This window comes from Streptacidiphilus fuscans, from assembly GCF_015690355.1.
Classification (GTDB): domain Bacteria; phylum Actinomycetota; class Actinomycetes; order Streptomycetales; family Streptomycetaceae; genus Streptacidiphilus; species Streptacidiphilus fuscans.
The window spans coordinates 105,685-124,868 of the sequence record NZ_JADPRT010000012.1; the positions used below are offsets into that span (position 1 = coordinate 105,685).

Sequence of the window (19,184 nt, forward strand, 5' to 3'; positions counted from 1 at the left end):
GCAGAGCGAATCCGCACCAATCTTTCGTTTCGCGATCATACGATCATTCACTCTTGACGCAAGGGGTTGCTCTTCCTAGATTCGGGACAAACCACCGTGCGACCCCTGCCTTCATGAACCGCAGCCTCGCGACCTCAGGAGCGCCGTGTCCTTCGCTTACGTCGTCGACCCCGGACCCGGAGTCGGCGCCCGTCCGCCCCGCACCACCGCAGACTCCGACGCCCCCTCGCTCTCCCTCAACGGCCTTTGGGAGTTCCGACTGGACCAGGGCCCGTGGACCGAACTCCCCGTCCCCGCGCACTGGCAGCTGCACGGACACGGCTCCCCGGCCTACACCAACGTCAGTTACCCGTTCCCGATCGATCCGCCGTTCGTCCCGGACGAGAACCCGACGGGCGAGTACCGCCGTACCTTCCAGCTGCCCGCCGACTGGCCGGTCGGCGACGGGGCCGTCAGCGTGCTCCGCTTCGACGGCGTGGACTCCTGCTTCGCCGTCCGCCTCAACGGCACGCCGCTGGGCCACGCCAAGGGCAGCCGGCTGGCCCACGAGTTCGAGGTCGGCGCGCTGCTGCGTCCCGGCGCGAACACGGTCGAGGTCGTGGTCCACCAGTGGTCCAGCGGCAGTTACCTCGAGGACCAGGACATGTGGTGGCTCTCCGGGATCTTCCGGGACGTCACCCTGCTCGCCCGTCCCGAGCCCGCGCTGGACGACTTCTTCGTCCACGCCGGCTGGGACCACACCACCGGCTCCGGCACCCTCGCGATCGAGACGGCCGGGCCGGGTGTTCCGCCGGACGTCCGGCTCAGCGTGCCCGAACTCGGCCTGCACGACGTCGATCCGGCCGGACCGCACCTGATCGGGCAGGTCGAGCCGTGGTCGGCCGAGTCGCCGCGCCGCTACGACGCCGTGCTGCGCACCGACCGCGAGACGGTCCGACTGCGGATCGGCTTTCGTTCGATCGCCGTGGTGGACGGAGTGCTCACGGTGAACGGAGCGCCGATCACCCTGCGCGGCGTCAACCGGCACGAGTGGCATCCCGAGCACGGCCGCGCGCTGGACCACGCCACCATGCTGCGCGACGTGCTGCTGATGAAGCGTCACCACGTCAACGCCGTCCGCACCAGCCACTACCCGCCGCATCCCGCGTTCCTGGAGCTGTGCGACGAGTACGGCCTCTGGGTCGTCGACGAGTGCGACCTGGAGACGCACGGCTTCGAGCAGGTCGGCTGGCGGCGCAACCCCAGCGACGACCCGCGCTGGCAGGAGGCGATGCTCGACCGGATGCGGCGCACCGTCGAGCGGGACAAGAACCACCCTTCGGTGCTGTTCTGGTCGTTGGGCAACGAGGCCGGGACCGGCCGCAACCTGGCGGCGATGGCCCAGTGGTGCCGCTCCCGGGATCCCGAGCGTCCGATCCACTACGAGGGTGACCGGGACAGCGGCTACGTCGACGTCTACTCGCGGATGTACGCCAACCACGCCGAGGTCGACGCGATCGGCCGCCGCGAGGAGCCGCCGACCGACGACCCCGCCCTCGACGCGCACCGCCGGTCCGTGCCGTTCGTGCTGTGCGAGTACGCGCATGCGATGGGCAACGGCCCCGGCGGTCTGAGCGAGTACCAGCGGCTGATCGACATGTACCCCCGGGTTGCGGGCGGTTTCGTCTGGGAGTGGATCGATCACGGGATCGCGCGGACGACCCCGGACGGCCGTCGCTGGTACGCCTACGGCGGCGACTTCGGCGAGCCGCTGCACGACGGCAACTTCATCGCCGACGGGCTGGTCTTCCCCGACCGTACCCCCTCCCCCGGGCTGATCGAGTTCGCCAAGGTGATCACGCCGATCCGGTTCGATCTGGACCTGACGCTCAGCGCGATCTCGGTGACCAATCGCTACGACTTCCGATCACTCGATCACCTCGCCTTCGGGTGGTCACTCGAACGCGACGGTCAGCCGGTCGCGAGCGGGACGCTCGACTTCCCCGAGACCGTGGCCGGTGACACCTCGACGCTTCCGATCGAGGAGTTGCTCGCAACGGTCGGCGGGGACCCGGCCGATGACGGCGAGCTCTGGCTGACGGTCACGGCCCGCCTGGCGCAGGACCAGCCGTGGGCGGACGCCGGGCACGAGATGGCCTGGGCCCAGTTCCCCTTGAACGCGGGCAGGTTCCCGGCCCCGGTCACCTCGCAGGCCTCCACGTCAGTGTCCGCGCCGGTGTCCAGGTCGATGTCCGCGCCGGTGTCCACGTCGATCACCCCGATGTCCACGCCCGCGCCGACCTGGCCCGCCGGGCTGCGCGACGCCGTCACCGCCGCCCGTCTGGACGTCTGGCGCGCGCCGACCGACAACGACCGTGGCTGCGGCACGCGTTCACTCGCCCTCCGGTGGGAGCAGGCGGGCCTGCACCGGATGGGGCACCGGACGATCGACGACTCCACCGAGTCCGGCGTCCGCACCGTCCGCACCCGGGTCGCCCCGGCCGCGTCCGACCTGGGCCTGCTGGCCACCTACCGCTGGCGCGAGACGGACGGCGTTCTGCGCCTGGACCTCGCCGTCGAACCCGACGGCGACCCGGCCCGCTGGGGCGATCTGACGCTGCCTCGGCTCGGCCTCCACCTCGCGCTGCCCACCTCGCTGACGCAGGTCGCCTGGTTCGGCCTCGGCCCGGGCGAGTCCTACCGCGACAGTCGGGCGGCAGCGCGGATCGGCCGCTGGTCGCTGTCAGTAACGGAGTTGCAGACCCCCTACGTCCGCCCGCAGGAGAACGGCAACCGCTCCGCCGCCCGCTGGGCGGAGTTCACCGACGCCCAGGGCCGGGGCCTGCGCGTCGAGGGCCTGCCCACCTTCGACTTCGCGGCCCGCCCCTGGAGCGACGCGGCGCTGGCCGCGGCACCCCACCCGCACGAGCTCACCCCGGACGGCGTCCTCCACCTGCACCTCGACCTCGCCCACGACGGCCTCGGCACCGCCTCCTGCGGCCCCGGCGCGCTGCCGGAACACCGGCTGCGGCCGGGCAAGGCGGAGTTCAGCCTGCTCTTCCGGCCCGTCGTGGTGGCGTCGCCTTCGTGACGGATTCGCAGGAGGGCTGAGGAACAGCGCGAACGGCGTTCAGGTGAGGCCGAGTTGCCGGGCCGCCGCCTGAACCGTCTGCTCCAGCAGCACCGCGATGGTCATCGGACCGACACCGCCCGGCACCGGCGTGATCAGACTCGCCCGGTGCCGGGCGGACTCGAAGTCCACATCGCCGACGTTGCCGGGGTTGTACCCGGCGTCGATCACCACGGCGCCGGGCTTGACGTCCTCGCCACGGATGAACCGGGGCCGCCCGACAGCGGCCACCAGCACATCCGCCTGCCGGACGACAGAGGGCAGGTCGACCGTCCGCGAGTGGCAGTACGTCACGGTGGCGTCGCGCCCGAGCAGCAGCATGCCGACGGGCCTGCCGAGGATCGCGCTGCGCCCGACCACCACGGCGTGTTTGCCGGTGAGGTCGACCTCGTACGCGTCCAGCAGCCGCATGATCCCGCCCGGGGTGCAGGACGCGAATCCCGGCAGGCCAAAGCCCATGGCGGCGAAGGAGTGCATGGTCACCCCGTCGACATCCTTCTCCGGGGCGATCGCCTCGAAGGCGGCACGTTCGTCGATGTGCGGCCCCACGGGGTGCTGCAGCAGGATTCCGTGCACGGCCGGGTCCTGGGACAGTCCGGTGATCGTCGCCACCAGCTCGGCCGTGCTGGTGGACGCGGGCAGGGACACGTGCCGCGACTCGATCCCGGCCTTCGCGCACCTGGCCTGCTTCATCCGCAAGTAGGTCACCGACGCCGGGTCCTCGCCGACCAGCACCGTCGCCAGGCAGGGTGCGACGCCCGTGCGCCGCAGGACGTCCGCCGCCGCGGCGGAGGTCTCGCGGGTGATGCGCCCGGCGAGGGCGGTGCCGTCCATCAGCCGGGCGGGCTGCGTCTGCGAACGATCCTGTGTCTCCACCATGTGCCACTCCTGAGCTCCACGAAGGTTCGCCCAGGCGCACGGCATCGACATGGTGTCAGGCCGCTCCCCGGTGGTTCTCCACCTCAGCGCCAGTCACGGCCCGCCTCCACCATAGTCACGGGAGCCGCGTGGGCGCGACGCCCGGACGCTCCGGCGCTGCGCCGTCGGCCTGCTCGCTCCGCGCCACGCCGGCCCTCACCGCTCCGGCGGTGCCGCCGTGCTGCCGCGCAGGACCAGGTCCGCGTCCAGGGGGATCCGGCGCGGGGAGGCCGGGGTGTCCGGCGCAGGGTCGAGGAGCAGGCGGAGGGCGGCCTCGCCCGCTGCCTCCAAAGGAAGCCGGACCGTGCTGAGGGACGGGCGGAGGTCCGCTGCGAACGGGACGTCGTCGAAGCCGACGACGGAGACCCGGTCGGGGACGGAGAGGCCGAGGTCGTCGCGGAGGCCGGCCAGCGCGCCCGCCGCCATCACGTCGTTGAGCACCAACACGCCGGTGAGGTCCGGCCGTTCGGTGAGCAGGCGGACCGCTGCCGCCCGACCGCCCGCGCGGGTGAAGTCGCCGGTGCGCACGTCCGCCGGATCGAGCCGGGCTCCGAGTGACCGCAGCGCATCCCGTGCGCCATCCAGACGCTGACTGACCGTCAGCAGCTCCTCCGGCCCGGAGACGACGCCGATGCGGCGGTGGCCCAGCTCCCACAGGCCGCGCACGGCCAGGCCGCCGCCCGCGTGGTTGGCCATGGCGACGGTGTCGAGCTCGGGGTCGCGCTCGCCGATGCAGACGACCCGGCCGCCGTCGGCCTCGAACCCGGCGATCTCCTCGGCCAGGCGCGCGGTCGCCGCCGCGTCGGTCGTGCCGCTGCCCGCGAGGATCACGGCGCGGGCGCGCTGGGCGCGCAGACCGCGCAGGTACTCCAGCTCCAGGCCGGGTTCGCGGAAGGTCGCGGCGATCATCACCATCAGGCGGTGCTCGCGGGCCGCCCGCATCGCGCCGGCCGCGATCGCGCCGAAGTACGGGTCGGCGACGTCGTGGACGATCAGGCCGACGACCGCGCTGGTCGACCGGGCCAGCGCCTGGGCCGGGGCGTTGGAGATGTAGCGGAGCTCCTCGGCCGCGGACTCGACGCGGCGGCGCAGCTCCTCACCGACGGTCCGGGTGCCGCTGCCGTGCAGCACGCGGGAGGCCGTGGCCAGGGACACTCCGGCATGCTCGGCCACCTGCTGCAGGGTCACACCGCTGCCGGTCCGTGCGGGTCGGGTCCTTGACCGTGGATTCGCCATGCTCGTAACGTACCTCTTGGAAAGCGCTTTCCCGAGACGCGGCACCGCGGGGCGACGGCACCGCAGGGCGACGGCTCGGCGTCGAGCGCGCACGGCCGCAGCTCCGCCGCCCCCAGCTCTGCCCGCCCTTCCCCTCTTCACCTCTTCCCGTCCCTCCCTGCCAAGAGAAGCGAGACGTCCATGCCTCAGAGGACCATCGGCATCGTCATGAACGGCGTCACCGGCCGCATGGGATACCGCCAGCACCTCGTCCGCTCCGTCCTCGCGCTGCGCGAGCAGGGCGGGCTCGAACTGGCCGACGGCACCCGGGTGATGCCCGAGCCCGTGCTGGTCGGCCGCAACGAGGAGAAGCTGCGGGCCATCGCCGACCGCCACGGCCTCACCCGCTGGACCACCGACCTCGACGCCGCGCTCGCCGACCCGGCCAACGAGATCTACTTCGACTCCCAGCTCACCCAGGTCCGCGAGAAGGCACTGCGCGCCGCGATCGCCGCGGGCAAGCACGTCTACACCGAGAAGCCGAGCGCCGACTCGGTCGACGCCGCGCTCTCGCTGGCCCGAGCGGCGCGCGACGCCGGGGTCAAGAACGGCGTGGTGCAGGACAAGCTGTTCCTGCCGGGTCTGCTCAAGCTGAAGCGCCTGGTCGACGGCGGCTTCTTCGGCCAGATCCTGTCCGTCCGGGGCGAGTTCGGCTACTGGGTCTTCGAGGGCGACTGGCAGTCGGCGCAGCGGCCGTCGTGGAACTACCGGGCCGAGGACGGCGGCGGCGTGGTGCTGGACATGTTCCCGCACTGGCACTACGTGCTGGAGCGGATCTTCGCGCCGGTGCGCTCGGTCTACGCGCAGGCCTGGACGCACATCCCGGAGCGCCGCGACGAGCACGGTCGCGCCTACCGGGCGACGGCCGACGACGCGGCCTACGGCGTCTTCGAGCTGGACGGCGGCGTGATCGCGCAGATCAACTCCTCCTGGGCCACCCGGGTGGACCGGGACGAGCTGGTCGAGTTCCAGGTCGACGGGACCGAGGGCAGCGCGGTCGCCGGACTGCGCAACTGCCGGATCCAGCACCGGGGAGCGACGCCCAAGCCGGTCTGGAACCCGGACCTGCCGGCCACCGAGCCTTTCCGCGCGCAGTGGCAGCCGGTGCCGGACAACCAGGAGTTCGACAACGGCTTCAAGGTGCAGTGGGAGCAGTTCCTGGCGCACGTCGTCGCGGACGAGCCCTTCCCCTACGACCTGCTCTCCGGCGCCAAGGGCGTGCAGTTGGCGGAGCTCGGGCTGCGCTCCTCGCGCGAGGGCCGGCGGCTGGACATCCCGGAACTGTCCCTCTGACGGATGGCCACAACCAGCGCCCCCATCAGCCTCAGGAGTCCTGCCGTGCCCTCGCCCGCTTCCGTTCCCTCCTCTCCCTCCGCTTCTGCCTCTGCCTCGATCCTGCTTCCGCTCGACGGGGTCGCCACCCGCTACCAACTGCCCGACACCGCCGAGTTGCTCGCCGGGCTCCCCTCGCGGAGCGGGCCCGCCCGCAGCCGGACGGCCTTCGCCGCCGCGCACGTCGTCGCCGACCCCCGGCAGCCCAACGGCCCCGGGCTGCCCGCCGCCGTGGACTGGGACGCCACGCTGGCCTTCCGGCACCACCTCTGGTCCCTCGGCCTCGGCATCGCCGACGCGATGGACACGGCTCAACGCGGCATGGGCCTGGACTGGCCCGCGACGCGCGAGCTGATCCGCCGCAGCGGCGCGGAGGCGCGCGCCGTCGGCGGACGGCTCGCCTGCGGCGTCGGCACCGATCAGTTGGGCGCTCAATTGGGCACTCCGTCCACCGGAGACGCTCATTCGCTCAAAACGATCACCGCTGCTTACGAAGAACAGTGGCAGGTGGTCGAGGAGGCCGGGGCGCAGGTGGTGCTGATGGCCAGCCGCGCACTGGCCCGCGCCGCGTCCGGGCCGGACGACTACGCGGAGGTCTACGGCAGGCTGCTGGCCCAGTCCGCCGAGCCGGTGATCCTGCACTGGCTCGGCACCCCCTTCGACCCGGCACTGGCCGGGTACTGGGGTTCCGACGACCTCGACGCGGCCGCCGAGCACGTACTGGCGCTGATCCGTGACCATGCCGACAAGGTCGACGGCATCAAGGTCTCGCTGCTCGACGCGGACCGGGAGATCGCGCTGCGGCGCGCGCTGCCGGACGGGGTCCGGCTCTACACCGGCGACGACTTCCACTACCCGGAGCTGATCCGAGGCGACGAGCACGGCTTCAGCCACGCGCTGCTCGGCGTCTTCGACCCGCTCGCCCGGCACGCCGCAGCCGCGCTAGAGGCGCTGGACCGGGGTGACACCGACCGCTACCGCGCGGTCCTGGAGCCGACCGTGCCGCTGGCCCGGCACGTCTTCGCCGCACCGACCCGCCACTACAAGACCGGCGTCGTCTTCCTGGCCCATCTCGCCGGTCACCAGGACCACTTCACCATGGTCGGCGGCGCGCAGGAGGACCGAGAGGTGGCGCATCTGGCCCGGCTCTTCGTCCTGGCCGCCGAGGCGGGCGCCCTGCCCGACCCGGAGCTGGCCGCCGCCCGGATGCGGGCCATCCTCGCCACGAAGGGATTCGAACAATGAGCCAGGCAGCAAGCGCACCGGCCCCCGGCCTGGAGCGGCTTTCGCTCAACACCGCGACCACCAAGCGCTGGACGCTTGCCGAGGCCGTCGCGGGCTGCACGGCTGCGGGCATCGCCGGTATCGGACTGTGGCGGGACCGCGTCGCCGAGGCGGGTCTGGACGGGGCCGCCCGGCTGGTCCGCGAGGCCGGACTGACCGTCACCAGCCTCTGCCGAGGCGGCTTCTTCACCGGGCCGGATGCTGCCGACGCCGCCGAGGACAACCGGCGCGCGGTCGACGAGGCTGCCGCGCTCGGCACCGACACCCTGATCCTGGTCTGCGGCGGGCTCCCGACCGGCAGCAAGGACCTGCCCGCCGCCCGGCGTTCGGTCGCCGACGGGATCGCGGCGCTGGCCCCCTACGCCGAGGCGCACGGGGTCCGGCTGGCGATCGAGCCGCTGCACCCGATGTTCTGCGCGGACCGCGCGGTCGTCTCGACGCTCGGCCAGGCGATCGACCTGGCCGATGAGGCCGGTCACGGCACGGGCGTGGTCGTCGACACCTACCACGTGTGGTGGGACCCGGAGGTCGAGCGGCAGATCGCCCGTGCCGGGGCGGCCGGGATGATCCACGCGTTCCAGGTCTGCGACTGGCTGCTGCCGCTGCCCGCCGACGTGCTGCTCGGACGCGGGCACGTCGGGGACGGCGCGATCGACATCCCGCGCCTGGCCCGGCTGGTGGCCGAGGCGGGCTACCAGGGGTGGACCGAGGTCGAGATCTTCAACCAGGAGGTCTGGGACACGCCCGGCGAGAAGACACTCCGCACCCTGACGGAGCGTCACCGCGCCTACCTCGCCGCCGCGGAAAAGGACCCTTCACCGTGGCGCTGACCCTTGCCGAGACCCTTGCCGACTCGCGCACCGGCTTCCTGCGCGACGGCGTTCCGCACCAGATCGTCGCGGCGGCGGTGCACTACTTCCGGATCCGCCCTGAGCAGTGGCGCGACCGGCTGCTGCGGCTGCGCGCGATGGGCGTCAACACCGTCGAGACGTACGTCGCCTGGAACGTCCACGAACGCGAGCGCGGCTCCTTCGACTTCGACGGCGCGCAGGACGTGGTCGGCTTCGTCCGCCTCGCCGGGGAGCTCGGGCTGGACGTGATCGCCCGGCCCGGCCCCTACATCTGCGCGGAGTGGGAGTTCGGCGGGCTGCCCGCCTGGCTGCTGGCCGACCGCTCGCTGCGGCTGCGGCGCACCGACGCCGCGTACCTGGCCGCCGTCGACGCGTGGTTCGACGAGCTGCTCCCCCGGCTGACGCCGCTTCAGGACCACTGCGGCGGGCCCATCGTGGCCGTCGGGGTCGAGAACGAGTACGGCAGCTACGGCAACGACACCGCCTACCTGGCCTATCTGCACGAGGGCCTGCGCGCACGCGGCGTGACCTGCCTGCTCTTCACCGCCGACGGCGCGGAGGACGGCTTCCAGCTCGGCGGCAGGCTGCCCGGCGTGCTGACCACCGGCACCTTCGGTTCCCGGCCCGAGGAGGCGCTGGCCTGCCTGCGTCGGCACCAGCCCCACGGGCCGCTGGTCTGCATGGAGTTCTGGAACGGCTGGTTCGACCACTGGGGCCGGCCGCACCGGGTCCGCGAGGCCGACGACGCGGCGCAGGCGCTGGACGCACTGCTGGCCGCGGGCGCGTCCGTCAACATCTACATGGGCCATGGCGGCACCAACTTCGGCTGGTGGAACGGCGCCAACCACGACGGCACGAACTACCTGCCCACCGCCACCAGCTACGACTACGACGCGCCGGTCGGCGAGGCGGGCGAGCTGACGGCCAAGTTCCACGCCTTCCGCGCGGTGATCGAGCGCCGGATCGGGCCCGTACCGCATCCGCTGCCGGAGCTGCCGCCGCGCCTCGCCCCGCAGTCGGCGCGCCCGTCGGGGCGCGTCGCCCTGCGCGACTGCCTGGACCTGCTCAGCACGCTCGATCCCTGCAAACCCAGCCAGTGGCTGGAGCCGGAGCCGATGGAGACGGTCGGCCAGTCACTCGGCCTGATCCAGTACCGCACCCGGCTACGCGGCCCACTGGCCCGGACCGAGCTGCGGATCGACGGACTGGCCGATCGTGCGCAGGTTTTCCTGAACGGCGAAGCGATCGGCGTGCTCGAACGCAACCATCCCGATCGTTCGATCACGCTGAGCGTTCCGGACGGCGGCGCGGAGCTGGAGCTGCTGGTGGAGAACCAGGGCCGGATCAACTACGGCCCGCGCCTGGAAGACCGCAAGGGCATCACCGGAGGCGTCCGGCTGGACGGTCAGTACCAGTTCGGCTGGGAGATCCGACCGCTGCCGCTCGATCCGCTGCCGGAGCTGCCCTTCGCAGCCACGGCGACCAGCATGGGAGCCGGCCAACCGGCGTTCCACCGCTTCGCGTTGGACGTCACCGAGCCCGCGGACGGGTTCCTCGCCCTGCCCGGCTGGACCAAGGGCGTCGTCTGGCTCAACGGCTTCTGCCTCGGCCGCTACTGGGAGATCGGCCCGCAACGCACCCTCTACGCCCCGGCCCCGCTGTGGCGCTCGGGCCGCAACGAGGTCGTGGTGCTGGAACTGCACCAGCCCGGTGCCGAGGTGGAGCTGCGCGACGCTCCTGACCTCGGCCCGACCGAGACAGCCCGCTGCGATTTCTGACGCACCATCAAGACACTGTCCAAGCACCGCCAAGACACCGTGCTCAGCGCCCCGGCGTGCCCTCGAACGGGAGCACGTCCGGGGAGAGCACGCCCGCCCGAGCCGTCGCGGCCGTCATCCGCTTGCGGTGGTGGCGGCGGCAGAGGACCTCGTAGCCGACCTGGTCCTCGCTGACAGCGACGTCGCCGACGACCACCTGGGCGCCCTCGACGACCATCACGCCGCCGACGGTCCGGGCGTTGTGCGTGGCCCGCGCGCCGCACCAGCACAGCGCCTCGACCTGGAGCACCTCGACCCGGTCCGCCAGCTCGATCAGCCGGGCTGAGCCCGGGAAGAGCCGGGTGCGGAAGTCGGTGGTGATGCCGAAGGTGAAGACGTCGATGGCGAGGTCGTCCACGATCCGGGCCAGCTGGTCCACCTGCTCGGCCCGGAAGAACTGGGCCTCGTCGCAGATCAGGTAGTCGATCCGGGCACCGGCGGAGAGCAGCTTCACCACGTGGGCGTGGAAGTCGAGCGCGTCGTCGACTTCGACGGCCTCGGTGCTGAGGCCCAGTCGGCTGGAGAGGATCGCCGAGCCGGCCCGGTCGTTGCGGGTGAAGATTATGCCGCGGCGCCCGCGCGCCTGGTGGTTGTGGTCCATCTGCAGCGCCAGCGTCGACTTGCCGCAGTCCATGGTCCCACTGAAGAAGACCAGCTCAGCCACGACGCACCTCCAGCAGCGGCACCAGCTGCTCCGCCGGGTGCATCGACCCGTGCAGGCCGACCATCGCCGACTCCCCCGGCTCGCGGCGGGTCGCGATCACCGCCGTGTCGGCGGCGGCGACCGCGACCACGTCGCCGATCCGGCCCAACACCCGCTCCTCGACCACCGGGCCGAACCAGCCCGCCGCGACGGCCTCCTCGCGGGTGGCGATCCAGAAGCGGTCACCGAGCCGCTCCCGCCAGGCGGCGTGGACGTCGGCCTCCGCGCCCGGCTTGGCGTAGACGTGACGGGCCCGGCCCTCACCGCCGAGCAGCAGCACGCCCGCGCGCAGGTCATCCTGCTCCGGCGCGTCGAAGTCGATGCGCGCCTCCTGGGCGATGTCGACCATGCCGTGGTCCGCGGTGATGTAGAGCGCGGAACGCGGCGGCAACTGCTCGGCGAGCCGCTGGGCGAGGCGGTCGACCGCCATCAGCTGTCCGCGCCAGGCGTCGGAGTCGACCCCGTGCCGGTGGCCCATGCCGTCGAGCTCGCTGTAGTACGTGTAGACCAGCGTCCGGTCGGCCGCGGCGAGCCGCTCGGCGGCCAGGTCCATCCGCTCCTCACCGGTCAGCCGTCCGAGGAACTCGCCGCCCGAGAGCGCCACCTCGGTCAGCGGGGTGAACTCGAACAGCGGCGAGGAGACCTGGCAGGTCGAGACGCCCGCGGCATGGGTGCGCCGGAAGACGGTGGTGTGCGGCTGCCAGGTGCGCGGCGTCTGGTGCGGCATCCAGCGAAGCTGGTTCATCAGCCGCCGCTCGCCCGGGATCCGCACCAGGTACCCGGCCAGCCCGTGCTCGCCCGGGGGACGGCTGGTCCCGAAGGACGCCAGGCTGGTCGCGGTCGTGGAGGGGAACCCGGCGCTGAGCGGGCGTCCACTGCCCGCCAGCGAGGTCGACAGCAGCGACGTCAGGTACGGGGCCTCGTCGGGGTGGTTGCGGATCAGCTCCCAGCCGAGTCCGTCGACCAGGAACACGCAGACCCGGTCGGCGGGCGGCAGTACCAGCCCGGTCGTGGGCACGCCGTCGGCGGGGGTCAGGCCGAGGCCCGCCGCGACGGCCGGCAGCACGTCGGAGAGCGACGCCGTGCCGTAGGCGGGGACGGGGGCGGCGGTGTGAGGGAGAGTCATCAGTCTTTTCTGTGCCTGCACCGAGTGTTGGGCCAAGTGTTGCGTAGGGACACTGGTGGTGACCCTAACCGAGGCAGGCCGAAGGGAGGCGCAGGCCTGCACCGGTCACGCGCGGTTCACGCACCGTCGGCCGTACGCACTGCGGAAGCGCTTCAGGGTCTGGGATCCGGGGCCGTCCGCGCCGGCGCGGACGGCCGGGCGAGAGGCCCTTGCGAGAGGCCCTACTCCGGTGTCCGGGCCGTCGCCTCGGACAGGGCCTGGGCGAAGGCCAGCGCCTGGGCCACCGTCTCGGGGCCGTCGCCCGCCTCGCTGACCCGCAGCGAGAGGTCGTCCGCCGTGGTGGACCCGGTGTAGCCGTGGTCGGCGTCACAGTTCGGGTCGCCGCAGGCGGCGGGCTCCAGGTCGATCCGGGAGACCGCGCCCCAGCCGATGGTCAGCACCACCTCACGCGGCAGCTGCCCACGGGTGTACTTCTCGGGGTTGGCGACAACCCGGCTGACCACGACCGACGAGATCCGGCCGATCTTCACGCTCTCGGTCGAGGTCGTCGCGTACGGCACGGGCGAGGTGTCGTCGGCGCCCTGCTCGTCGGTGTGGCTGACGATGAACCGGGTCCCGGTCAGCACCAGCACGGTGACGTGGCGGCGCACCTCGTTGGCGTCGAAGGTGGTCTCCTGGTGGACCAGGAAGGCGTCGACGCTGTCGCTGCCCACGGCCGCCTCGACGGCCTCGGACACGAGGGTCGGGTAGTAGCCGCTGCGCTCGATCGCGGAGCGCAGCCCCTGGGTGGTGGTCGTTCCCGTCTTCGCCATAGCTACCATCCTGGCACGATCCGGGCCCGTCTCATGCCAGCGCGCGCGGTCCCAGATCGGTCCGGGCGGGGAGCCGGGCCAGCCGGACCTCCGCTCCCAGCACCCGCAGCCCGCGCGTGGCGACGGTCACCGGGGCGAGGGTGAGCGAGGCCACCTCGGGCAGGTCGTCCACCAGCTGCGAGACCCTGAGCAGCAGCTCCTCCAGGGCGGCGGTGTCGACGGGCTGCGAACCGCGCCAGCCAAAGAGCAGCGGGGCCGCCTTGATCTCCCTGATCAGGGAGGCGACCTCGGCGGTGGTGGCCGGAATCAGGCGGTGGGCCACGTCGCCCAGCAGTTCGGAGGCGACCCCGGCCAGCCCGAAGGAGAGGATCGCGCCCACGGCCGGGTCGACGACGGCGGAGATCGTCGTCTCGACCGCGCCGTCCTCGGCGACCGGGTCCTCCGGCCGCTCGCCGGGGTAGGGCGCGGTGGGTGCGTCGATGCGCACGCCGTAGCAAGCGAGCAGCTCGGCGGTGGTCGCGGCGTCGAGTCGGGCCTCGTGCCGGTCCGCGAGCGCGGCGGCGACGATCTCCTCGGCGCGCTGCTCGGCCAGGTCCTCGAAGTCGGGGAAGGTGCGCGGCGCGGCGGCGTCGACGCGCCAGGCGGCGTAGCGGGTGGCGTGCGCGAAGGCGCGCACGGCACGGTCCGGGCGCGGGTACCCGGGCACGCGCTGCAGGTGCGCGGGCACGCCGGGGGCCGCGCCGGAGCCGGACGCCGAGCCCGAGCCCGAGCCGGACGCCGAGGCGCTCGCCTCGGCGCCGGAGGTCGCCGCCGCGCTTCCCTCGGCCCCGGCCGCACCCGCCTGCGGCTGGGCGTCCGCCTGCTCCTGAACGTCCGCGTCCGCCTGCGCACGTGCCTGCGCCTGCGCCTGCGCCTGCGCCTGCGCCACGGTCAGCGCGTTGACCTCGTTGATCAGTTCCGACATCGCGAGGTGGACGATCACCATCGGCTTGCCCGCCGCGCGGGCCAGTACGGCGGCGTCGGCGAGGGCGGCGGCGAACGGGGCCGTGTCGAGCTCGGTGGCGGAGCCGTCGCGGTGGCCGTTGGCGAGCAGGCCCGAGCCGGGGAAGCGGGGGAAGCCGCCCACGCCGATCGGCGGGATCACCACGGCGACCACCGCGTCGCTGTCCGGTCGGTCGACCGCGGCGCGCAGGCCGCGGCGGAAGTCGTCCGGTGTGGCGCTGGTGGTGAGGTCGTGCGGCAGCAGCGGTCGCAGCCCGGCGCTGAGCGCGGCGTCGTGGGTGAGCAGGCCGACCGAGTCCGAGTTGCCGACGATGGCGATCCGGTTGCCGGGCGGGATCGGCTGATGGGCCAGCAGGTCGGCCGTGTCGTAGAGCTCGGTGATGGTGTCGACCCGGATCACGCCCGCCTGTTGGAAGAGCGTGTCGACGGTGGTGTCGGCCATGCGCGTGACCGTGCCCGTGTGTCCGGCCGGGATGCTGCGGGTGTCCCGGCCGCCCTTGATGACCACCAGCGGCTTGCGGGCGGCGAACCGCCGCGCCAGGCGGCTGAACTTGCGCGGGTTGCCGAAGGACTCCAGGTAGAGCAGGGCCACGCCGGTCGCGTCGTCCTCCTCGAAGTACTGGAGCAGGTCGTTGCCCGAGACGTCCGCGCGGTTGCCGACGGAGGCGAAGGAGGAGATGCCGAGTCCGCGCCGGTGGGCGGCCTCCAGCAGGGCCGCGCCGATCGCGCCGGACTGGGTGAAGATCCCCAGCGGGCCGTGGTCGGGCAGCGCGGGGGCCAGCGAGGCGTCCAGCCGCACCGACGGATCCGTGTTGATCAGCCCGAACGCGTTGGGCCCGAGCACCCGCATGCCCGCCGCCCGTGCCTGACGGACCAGTTCGCGCTGCCGGGCGCGGCCGTCGATGCCCGTCTCCGCGTATCCGGCGGTGATCACCACCAGCCCGCGCACCCCGGCCGCGCCGCAGTCCACGACGACGTCGGGGACCTCCTCGGCCGGGACCGCGATCACGGCGAGGTCGACCGGCTCGGGCACGTCGGCGATCGAGGCGTGCACGGGCACGCCGTCGAGTTCGCTCACGCCGGACGATCGATTGATCGCATCGAGCCGACCGGTGAAACCGGCATCGATCAGGTTGCGAAGAATCGTGCGTCCGACGCCGACCGGGTTGCGTCCGGCACCGATCACGGCGACCGATCGCGGCCTGAGCAGCCGCTGCATCGAACGCGCCTCGGCGCGGTGCTCACGGGCGCGCATGACGGCGAGCGAGTCCTCGGTCGGCTCCAGGTCCAGCTCGTAGTGGAGCACCCCGTCCGTGAAGCTGCGGTGCTGGGTGTACCCGGCCTCGGTGAAGACCTTGGCCATCTTCCGGTTCTCCGGCAGCACCTCGGCGATGAACCGCCGGATGCCGCGTTCGCGTGCGGAGGCGGCGATGTGCTCCAGCAGCGCGGACGCCACGCCGCGTCCCTGATGGGCGTCCTGGACCAGGAAGGCCACCTCGGCCGCGGTGCCGGAGCCGGAGGGCCGGCCCTGGGCGTCGATCCGGTCGTAGCGGACGGTGGCGATGAACTCGTCGCGCACCAGCGCGGCCAGACCGACCCGATCGACGAAGTCGTGGTGGGTGAAGTGCCGCACGTCGCGGGCGGAGAGGCGCGGATACGGCGCGAAGAAGCGGTAGTACTTCGACCGGTCCGAGACGTGCTGGTAGAAGTCGACCAGCCGGTCCGCGTCGGCGGGGACGATGGGCCGGATGCGCGCGGTGCCGCCGTCCCGCAGCACGATGTCGGCCTCCCAGTGGGCCGGGTAGCCGGGGTGCTCCTCGGCCGCGGCCTCAGCCCCGGCCTGGGCTCCGACCTGGGCTCCAGCCTGCGCTCCGGCCTCTGCTCCGGTCGGGGTCGGGCCCGGTCCCGCTGCGGCGGGCGCGCTCTCGCTCACCAGGCCAGACTAGCCGTCCGCCGGACACCCGGCCGGGCGTGCGTCGCACGGATTTCCGAGCGGCTTCGGGCCGCCACGCCGGGCCGAGGGTCCGGCCACCGGCACATCCGCGGGAGGCCATGAGAGAATGGTCTAGACAACATTGGGCGGACCCCTCCGAATATCCTGAATGTCCGGAATGATCCGCACCCCTCTGATCCGCGCACCTCGCGCTGATCCGCGCACCTCGCGAAAGGCACGCACCATGGCTGAGCGCCGTGTCACCATCGGCTGGCCCGAGGGCCTGCACGCCCGTCCCGCCTCCGTCTTCGTCCGCGCCGCGGGCGCGGTCGGCGTTCCGGTCACCATCGCCAAGAACGGCGGCGCCCCCGTCAACGCCGCCTCCATGCTGGCGCTGCTCGGCCTGGGCGCCCAGGGTGGCGAGGAGGTCGTGCTCGCCTCGGACGCCGACAACGCCGACGCCGCGCTGGACCGGCTGGCCAAGCTGGTCTCCGAGGGACTGGACGAGCTGCCCCCCGCCTGACCAGCGCGTCCGGCGCCTCCCCCGCGCCGCCTGTGCCTCCCCGTACTGCACGAGGGCCGCACCGCTTCCTTCCTCCGGAGCGGCGCGGCCCTCGTGCGTTCCCAGGGCGCGCCCCGGGCCGCGTCGCGTCTCACTCACCCGGCCGCTCCGCCTCCTTGACCGGCCCCGGGGCGGCTGGAACGGTGTGGTCCGGACGTGGCACAACCCGTGGAACGTGGAACGGCGTGGAGCCCCGGCGAACTGCGGTCGCACTCCCGCGCCTTCGCCGTCGGCGTCACCGGATTCACCCTTGGTTCAGGCCAGCCTTCCCGGGAGTCTATTTGAGCTCTTGGCGGCGTGAGTGGTCCTCAGGAGATCGAACGTCTCCGGACGAGCCGCGCACATGAGGAGTTGGTCAAAGCCGTCCGAGTTGAAATTGTGGACCACGTCGCGGACCCGGTCCGCGCTGGTGAACGTCACCGCAGCGATCTTGTCCACCGGCATGCGCTGCGCGAACGGCACACCATCTGCGCCCGCCGCCAGGTCACTACGGACCCGGTGTCCCAGGCACGATCTGCACAGCAACCGCCGCCCTTGGTCGTCGTCGATCTCCCCTACGCGCACATGTTCAGCCACGTGATCATTCTGGACGCGTGGGCCGCCTTAGCTCCTACGATTCGAGCCATGGCTCGTTCTGACGATGTGCAGCCCGCGTTCTGGGACACCGGCAGCAACTACGGGGTGCAGCAGCCGCTCACTGACCACGCTGTGCGCGAGGCCGAGCGACTGCTCGATGTCACGCTTCCGGCCTCGCTGCTTGATCTGTTGCGCGTTCGGAACGGCGGCCAGGTCGCAGGTACTCGGAACGCCTTTCGGACAGACAAGCCCACCTCCTGGAGCGCGGGCCACGTCCCGTTCGACCAGGTAGCGGGCGTCGGCCGGCGCGAACGCACAGTCTCGTTGCTCGACAGCCCCTACCTGGTCAAGGAATGGGGTCTACCCTCGCCTGTCGTGCTCCTCGCGGGCGACGGACCCTGCTGGATCGCGCTGGACTACCGGGCGTGTGGCCGACATGGGGAACCTTCAGTCACGTGGTTCGACGCTGACTTCAGCTTTGAGTTGCCTCTCGCCTCGGATTTCGGATCCTTCGTCGAGGGCCTTTCTTCCGCCAGCGACTTCGACTGAAGCACCGCACCCCCTGCACCGCGTACCCCACATGGGACAACCGGCCGATCAGCTCGATCCGCTTCAAGGTCCGCCGCTGGTCGTCCTCGAAATCGTGCGCCAACGGCCCCAACCGCAACTCGGCCTCCAGCCGCTCCCATTGGTGCTGTGACAGCCGCTCGACCGACACCAGCTCCTTCGAGCGCAGCTCCTCCACCCCGCTCAGCGGCCTCCAGCCTCAACCGTTCACAAGCCGCCTGCACCTCGAGGCTATACCCACCCGCCTGCGCATACCTCACCACCACGACATACCGCAGGGATCAAGGAACGTCAGCCCGTCGCAGACGACTACAAGTTCAACCAGAGTACCGGAATAAAACACTGGGAGAAAATGCCCCCTCAGGACAGAGGACAGAGGCAAAGAATTAAGCTTCCCGAGCTTGTGAATTCGCCAGGATCGAGATCCTACTCGATCATATCCAAGATGCCCGGAAAGTAGAAGCAGTCAGTCTCACCAAACAGGACGATCCTCTCAGAGGGAAGCCCATTTTCCGGTCCGGCAATAAAAACCGCAGAGGGAGATCCGGACGTTCCACCCACAGGAAAAAGCACCCGGGTTCTTTCGGGATTTCCAGCTCGCCAAACAATCCAACCTCAATGAAGTCCGAGCGCAGCTTAAGGGCTGCCGCAATCCCCTCACCATCCGGCCAGTCAACTGCACCAAAGACTGAGAGGTCATCCCATAGCCACAATGGGACCCAGCATCGCCTCGACGGTCGCGGAACTTTGGAGCAGCTCAACTGCCGCCAACCTCGCAAGCGAAGGCCGCTTCCCGCGATGTCTTCTCCAGATATCGCATGCCAGAGAGCTGAAACCTTGCAGCCTGACTGGAATCAGAGCGGGAGCCGTTTTGCCCCCCTACTGATGTCGACGCGGGAGCTCTTGAGCAGGCCGCCCGCTTCGTGGCCTCGGAGGCAGAAGCCACGGAGGCGCTAGCATTGTTGCTCGACAGCGAGCTACTGCTCACGCCCTGTTGCCGACCACGACGGTGCTTAGCCGTTGCGTCGACCGGCACATCACCGGGCGACTCAGTGTAGCCCCGGCCGACCGGCGCACTCTAATGCGGGGCCTCGGTCTAGCCTACTGGTGACTTGAAGCGAACGCCAACGCAATTCCGGCCAGAATGACCAAGGAAGAAATCCCAATGACTTCTATCCAGGCATCCCGAAGCCCCATCAACCCTCCAGGGAACGGCGCGTCAAAGTCGATTACCCGCATACGCTCCCGCCGCGTCATTCCAGCAGCACGAGAATACATGCGAACACCAAGCCCGAGACACCCAGCGACAACTCCGAC

General features: G+C 71.6%; 14 protein-coding genes and 1 riboswitch. Of the genes, 7 read left to right on the top strand and 7 right to left on the bottom strand.

Annotation, left to right across the window (positions count from 1 at the left end; genetic code table 11):
• Window positions 1–145 precede the first annotated feature (145 nt).
• A complete protein-coding gene (locus I2501_RS26200) occupies window positions 146–3,070 on the top strand; it encodes a glycoside hydrolase family 2 TIM barrel-domain containing protein (RefSeq protein ID WP_196196692.1) in 2,925 nt (974 codons plus the stop codon).
• Between the two features lie 39 nt (window positions 3,071–3,109).
• On the opposite strand, the gene I2501_RS26205 is transcribed toward I2501_RS26200, so the two are convergent.
• Window positions 3,110–3,988, bottom strand: coding sequence for a bifunctional 5,10-methylenetetrahydrofolate dehydrogenase/5,10-methenyltetrahydrofolate cyclohydrolase (locus I2501_RS26205; RefSeq protein WP_196196693.1), 879 nt, complete (start codon window positions 3,986–3,988; stop codon window positions 3,110–3,112).
• A gap of 21 nt (window positions 3,989–4,009) precedes the next feature.
• Window positions 4,010–4,095, bottom strand: a riboswitch (ZMP/ZTP riboswitch).
• An 88-nt stretch (window positions 4,096–4,183) separates the two neighbouring features.
• Window positions 4,184–5,215 (bottom strand): LacI family DNA-binding transcriptional regulator, encoded by a 1,032-nt coding sequence (locus I2501_RS26210; protein ID WP_328806642.1) that lies wholly within the window; start codon window positions 5,213–5,215, stop codon window positions 4,184–4,186.
• Window positions 5,216–5,443: 228 nt separating this feature from the next.
• Between I2501_RS26210 and I2501_RS26215 the strand changes: the two genes are divergently transcribed.
• Genes I2501_RS26215 through I2501_RS26230 form a run of 4 tightly spaced genes read left to right on the top strand, consistent with a single transcriptional unit; the run spans window position 5,444 to window position 10,547 of the window.
• Entirely contained in the window at window positions 5,444–6,595 is a 1,152-nt protein-coding gene (locus I2501_RS26215; RefSeq protein ID WP_196196695.1) for a Gfo/Idh/MocA family protein, read from the top strand.
• A gap of 45 nt (window positions 6,596–6,640) precedes the next feature.
• On the top strand, window positions 6,641–7,879 hold the full coding sequence (locus I2501_RS26220; RefSeq protein WP_408022788.1) for a dihydrodipicolinate synthase family protein: 1,239 nt from the start codon (window positions 6,641–6,643) through the stop codon (window positions 7,877–7,879).
• Complete coding sequence (locus tag I2501_RS26225; protein WP_196196697.1) at window positions 7,876–8,748, top strand: sugar phosphate isomerase/epimerase family protein; 873 nt, start codon at window positions 7,876–7,878, stop codon at window positions 8,746–8,748. The genes I2501_RS26220 and I2501_RS26225 overlap by 4 nt, the downstream gene beginning before the upstream one ends.
• Window positions 8,739–10,547 (top strand): glycoside hydrolase family 35 protein, encoded by a 1,809-nt coding sequence (locus tag I2501_RS26230; protein WP_328806643.1) that lies wholly within the window; start codon window positions 8,739–8,741, stop codon window positions 10,545–10,547. The genes I2501_RS26225 and I2501_RS26230 overlap by 10 nt, the downstream gene beginning before the upstream one ends.
• A 43-nt stretch (window positions 10,548–10,590) precedes the next feature.
• On the opposite strand, the gene I2501_RS26235 is transcribed toward I2501_RS26230, so the two are convergent.
• From I2501_RS26235 to I2501_RS26250, 4 genes are all read right to left on the bottom strand, one after another.
• Entirely contained in the window at window positions 10,591–11,250 is a 660-nt protein-coding gene (locus I2501_RS26235; protein WP_196196698.1) for a thymidine kinase, read from the bottom strand.
• A complete protein-coding gene (locus I2501_RS26240; RefSeq protein WP_196196699.1) occupies window positions 11,243–12,415 on the bottom strand; it encodes an alkaline phosphatase family protein in 1,173 nt (390 codons plus the stop codon). The genes I2501_RS26235 and I2501_RS26240 overlap by 8 nt, the downstream gene beginning before the upstream one ends.
• Before the next feature lie 221 nt (window positions 12,416–12,636).
• On the bottom strand, window positions 12,637–13,227 hold the full coding sequence (locus I2501_RS26245) for a DUF5998 family protein (protein ID WP_196196700.1): 591 nt from the start codon (window positions 13,225–13,227) through the stop codon (window positions 12,637–12,639).
• Between the two features lie 31 nt (window positions 13,228–13,258).
• Window positions 13,259–16,006 (bottom strand): bifunctional acetate--CoA ligase family protein/GNAT family N-acetyltransferase, encoded by a 2,748-nt coding sequence (locus I2501_RS26250; protein WP_328806660.1) that lies wholly within the window; start codon window positions 16,004–16,006, stop codon window positions 13,259–13,261.
• A gap of 400 nt (window positions 16,007–16,406) precedes the next feature.
• Here I2501_RS26250 and I2501_RS26255 point away from each other — a divergent pair, with 400 nt between their 5' ends.
• A complete protein-coding gene (locus I2501_RS26255; RefSeq protein WP_196196702.1) occupies window positions 16,407–16,685 on the top strand; it encodes an HPr family phosphocarrier protein in 279 nt (92 codons plus the stop codon).
• Window positions 16,686–16,979: 294 nt separating this feature from the next.
• Here the strand turns inward: I2501_RS26255 and I2501_RS39690 are convergent, their stop codons facing one another.
• Window positions 16,980–17,300: a hypothetical protein gene (locus I2501_RS39690; protein WP_236047235.1), complete on the bottom strand. Its 321-nt coding sequence runs from the start codon at window positions 17,298–17,300 to the stop codon at window positions 16,980–16,982.
• A 48-nt stretch (window positions 17,301–17,348) separates the two neighbouring features.
• Between I2501_RS39690 and I2501_RS26265 the strand changes: the two genes are divergently transcribed.
• Window positions 17,349–17,849: an SMI1/KNR4 family protein gene (locus tag I2501_RS26265; RefSeq protein WP_196196703.1), complete on the top strand. Its 501-nt coding sequence runs from the start codon at window positions 17,349–17,351 to the stop codon at window positions 17,847–17,849.
• Window positions 17,850–19,184: the final 1,335 nt, after the last annotated feature.